Origin of the sequence: Roseateles sp., assembly GCF_049240545.1 — a bacterium.
Classification (GTDB): Bacteria; Pseudomonadota; Gammaproteobacteria; order Burkholderiales; family Burkholderiaceae_C; genus Paucibacter_A.
Window position 1 is genome coordinate 1 of record NZ_JBMLSK010000109.1, and the last position, 4,148, is coordinate 4,148.

Consider the following 4,148-nt stretch of genomic DNA (forward strand, 5'->3'; position numbering starts at 1 on the left):
ACCGACATCGCCACCTGGTTGCCGGCCAGCGCGACCGCGCCGAAGGTGCCGATCATCAGCGTCGCCACCGCCATGGCTCCCGTCTCGGCCAGGTACATCAAGCCCATCGGCGCCCCCTCACGGGCCACCGAGGCGATCACCGTTGCGCTCAAGCCGGCCCGCAGCCGCAGCCGCCGCATGGACCGCGCCCGCAGCCAATAGACCCAGGCCGCCGCCAGCGCCAGGGTTTCGGCGACCAGCGATGCAATGCCTGCGCCCGTCAGCCCCAGCATCGGCAGGGGGCCGACGCCCCAGATCAGCGCACAGTTCAACGGCACGTTGACCCCAACCGCCAGGAACGCGAAACCCGTGCCGAGCCACGGCCGGTCCACCGCCTCGAACGTGGCCTTGAACACCAGCAGCAGCGAGAACGGCAGCATCATCACGGCGATCGACACCCAGTAGGGGAACATGATCGCCAGCACCTCGCCCGGCTGCCCCAGCCAGGGCAGCAAGGGCCAGGCCGCCAGCATCACCACCATGCCCAGTGCGCCGACGATGGCGCCCAGGACCAAGCCGTTGCGCAACAGCGCCGGGATCCGCCGCTTCTGCCCGGCGCCGTGCGCCGCGCCCACCCGCACCGACATGGCCGACAACAGCCCGTAGATCGCCGCAAAGAGGATGATCGCCACCGCATTGGTGATGCCCACCGCCGCCAGAGGCAAGGGCCCCAGCGGTGCCAGCATCACGGAATCCGTGACGCCCAGCAAGGTTGACGCGCCCAGGCCCGCCACGATGGGAACGGCCAGAGCCAGGATGGAGGGAATCTCGCGGCGGACAGGAGCCAGCTTCGGCATCTTGTGCTCTTGGCAGGGTTTGACATACGCTTCGTATGTCATTATGCCCATTCCATACGATCCGTATGTCAAACATCCGAACCACCCGTGCCCAGGCCGCGCAAGGCACGACCGAGCGGCTGATCGCCGCGGCGCATCGGGCCTTCGCCGAAGTGGGCTTTGCAGCGGTTTCGCTGGATGCGCTGGCGGCCGAAGCAGGGGTCACGCGTGGCGCGCTGCACCACCACTTCGGCAACAAGGCCGGGTTGTTCGAGGCGGTCGTGCGCCGGATCGACGCGGAGATCGGTGACGAGATGCAGGCTGTCTGGGACGCCACGCCCGATGCCTGGGAAGGCTTCTGCGCCTGCTTCCACGCCTACCTGGATGCGGTGCTGCGCCCTGACCGCAGCCGCATCCTGTTCCAGGACGCGCCGGCCGTGTTGGGGCTGAAGGCGGCCGACATCCTGATGGAGTCGGGCTTCGGCGAAATGCTGGCCGAACTGCAGGGCTTCATCGGCAGCCGCCGGATCACGGCCCCCGATGCCGAGGCGCTGGCGCACCTGCTGAACGGCGCGACGATCAATCTCGCCTTCTGGGCGGCCGAGGGCGAGGCCAGAGATGGCCGCCGCGAACGCGCGCATGCAACGTTGGACGCCATCTTCGACGGGCTGACGCGGGCGCGCTGAGGACGGCTGGGATCGAGGGGCTTGCACAGGGCCGCTTGAGACTGGGGACGGTCGCTCGAGATACAGCGCTGAACGGCCGCCATGGCTCGAGGCCGACACTCGCGTTCATCTCCTCGACCGGCAATGCTGCTTCGGGGGGACGCCACTGCTCAGGCTGTCTGAAGCCTGCTGTATCCTGCCGTCCGCTGGGAACTTCTACCAATGAGTGCCGGAGGGAGCGCGCTTCGATGCAGGACGAAATTCTCACCCTTCCAGAAGTTGGCCAACTGTTGAAGGTTGCGGAGAAGACCGTCTACACGATGGCCCAGAGGGAACAGCTACCGGCGCTCAAAGTCGGGGGGCAATGGCGATTCAAGCGTGTGGACTTTGACCAGTGGATCGAGCAGCAGAAGGCTGCTCGCCACATCGGAGACAGTAACGCGCCCACCAAGTACGTCGATGAGATCGTTAGGAAGCGCACGTCGCCCGCTGTGAAGTCGGCGCTGACGAGCCCGCTTGACGCACCTGCTGCCTTGGGTGCGGCGAAGAAGACCAGAGGGGGAAGACGCGATGCTTGAGACCATTCACCTGAAGAACGTCGGCCCGGCGACCGAGATGCAGATGAATCTCGCACCCCGGCTGAACCTCATCACCGGGGACAACGGCCTCGGCAAGAGCTTCCTGCTCGACGTGGCCTGGTGGACGCTGACGCGTACATGGGCGCGAGAGCCTGTCATCCCAAAGGCAGGCGCCAGGGCCGAGATTGCCTACCAGTACACGAAGAAAACGAAACCGTCATACGCGTTCAAGAGCTCGTACGAAGCGGCGCGTGTGCGGTGGACCGTGAAGCAGAGCCGACCACCTATTCCAGGGCTGATCCTTTACGCACAGGTCGACGGCGGCTTCTCGGTCTGGGATCCGATGCGGAACTACTGGACAGAGGACGCCTCCGATCGGCCCAACGCGTTCCTATTCACCCCCGAGCAGGTTTGGAAGGGCAGCGAGTTCTGCAAAGGACTTCTCGATGACTGGGCACTGTGGCAGGCGGGCAACGACCAGTCGTTTCAAGTCCTGAAGCAGGTCATCGAGAGTCTGTCGCCATCTCCCAAAGAGAGGCTGGTTCCTGGCGACCTTCGAAAGCTCTCCGTGAGGGATCCACAGCGCTATCCGACCTTGCGCATGCCGTACGGTGAGGATGTCGCGGTCATTCATGCATCGGCCGGCATGCGGCGCGTGATCGCGCTGGCCTACCTGCTCACTTGGGCATGGCAGGAGCACGTTGAGAGCGCCAAGCTCCGCGCTGAACGTCCTACTCGCGAGATCATCTTTCTCGTCGACGAGATCGAAGGACACCTTCACCCTCAATGGCAGCGCCGTATCGTGCCCGCACTGCTCAAGGTGATGGACGTCCTTACGGGCACGCACGGCTCCAAAGTGCAGCTTGTTGCCGCAACGCACTCTCCGCTGGTCCTCGCTTCGGTCGAGCCCTCCTTCAACGCGGACGAGGACGCGTGGTTCGACTTGGATTTCGAGAGAAAGAACGTCATTCTCAGGAAGCGTCCATTCGTTCGCCACGGCGAAATCGGCAACTGGCTGGTGAGCGAAGCCTTTGACCTAAAGGAACCCCGATCGCTGGAAGGCGAGCAGGCCATTGCGGAAGCGCAGGCAGTGCTCGAGGCGTCAGACCCGTCGGCTACAGCGATCGAGAGGGCCGATCAAGGGCTTCGCCAGGCCGGGCTACCCGACATCGATCCCTTTTGGGTCCAGTGGGGCTACTTCAAGGAGCGGAGCACGGCACCGCGCAAGATCGCGGTCAAGCGGGCAGCAGAGAAGGGACCGAAGTCGTGATCCCTGTCTCCCTCGCACCAGAGCCAAAGGGGTTCGACAAGGATATCCGCCAGCCAGGCCTCTCGGCGATCGACGAGCTTGTCGGGCGTGCACCCCGAATCAAACGCCGCGGGAGGCGGCGCGCCGCGATCGCCGCCACTGAGTCGAGGATCCCGGCCGACAAGTTCCCGCCGTTCTGGCGCAATGCGCTCGACGACATGATGACGGCGTACGAGCAGCGTTGCGCGTACCTCGCGATGTTCATCGAGGAGACGGGGGGGCCCACCGTGGACCACGTCATCCCGAAATCGCTTGCGTGGGATCGGGTGTACGAATGGTCGAACTATCGACTCTGCGCAGGCGTCGTGAACGCCAAGAAGGGGAATCTGCTTGGTCTGGTGGACCCCGTAGATGCAAAGATTGGCTGGTTCGAATTGGACCTCGTCAGTTACCGCGTCGTAAAAGGCGGCTCGGCACCGCCGGCGCAGCAGGAAAGGATCGATGCGACGTTGTCCTTGCTCAACATCCGCGACTGCTGTGCCCAGCGGAAGCGGTATGTCGAGGAGTACCGCCGCGGGCCGGGGCCGGGTACCAAGGGTATCGACCTTTCCTACCTGGAACACCGCGCGCCGTTCATTGCTGCCGAGCTCCGTCGGCAGGGCCAGCTCGTGCGAGGAGACGTCTGAGCCGCGCGCTCCATGACTACTTGGCCAAACAGCTCGCAACACCTGTTTGCGCCGATGAAGAGCGGACTGCGGTCGTCGGCGCAGTGACCGGTCTCTGACAGGAAATGTGCAGTCGGCAGCCGAGACCGACCGTCAGCAACCGCTGCGAAGCATGC

At 64.7% G+C, this 4,148-nt stretch carries 5 protein-coding genes; 4 read left to right on the plus strand and 1 reads right to left on the minus strand.

The genetic code is table 11. The features are described 5' to 3' along the window. Positions 1-836 (minus strand): MATE family efflux transporter (locus tag ACOVRJ_RS07730; RefSeq protein WP_422043306.1); only part of this gene is annotated, 836 nt, incomplete at its 3' end. 65 nt (positions 837-901) lie between these two features. Here ACOVRJ_RS07730 and ACOVRJ_RS07735 point away from each other — a divergent pair. The 4 genes from ACOVRJ_RS07735 (at position 902) to ACOVRJ_RS07750 (ending at position 3,993) form a co-directional block, all read left to right on the plus strand. Further along, positions 902-1,501, plus strand: coding sequence for a TetR/AcrR family transcriptional regulator (locus tag ACOVRJ_RS07735; RefSeq protein WP_422043307.1), 600 nt, complete (start codon positions 902-904; stop codon positions 1,499-1,501). A gap of 227 nt (positions 1,502-1,728) precedes the next feature. Beyond that, positions 1,729-2,058, plus strand: coding sequence for a helix-turn-helix domain-containing protein (locus tag ACOVRJ_RS07740; protein ID WP_422043308.1), 330 nt, complete (start codon positions 1,729-1,731; stop codon positions 2,056-2,058). Next, positions 2,051-3,328 carry an AAA family ATPase gene (locus ACOVRJ_RS07745; RefSeq protein WP_422043309.1) on the plus strand — a complete coding sequence of 426 codons (1,278 nt, stop codon included), beginning with the start codon at positions 2,051-2,053 and terminating at the stop codon, positions 3,326-3,328. The genes ACOVRJ_RS07740 and ACOVRJ_RS07745 overlap by 8 nt, the downstream gene beginning before the upstream one ends. Further along, a complete protein-coding gene (locus ACOVRJ_RS07750) occupies positions 3,325-3,993 on the plus strand; it encodes a hypothetical protein (protein WP_422043310.1) in 669 nt (222 codons plus the stop codon). The genes ACOVRJ_RS07745 and ACOVRJ_RS07750 overlap by 4 nt, the downstream gene beginning before the upstream one ends. The last annotated feature ends 155 nt before the right edge of the window (positions 3,994-4,148 follow it).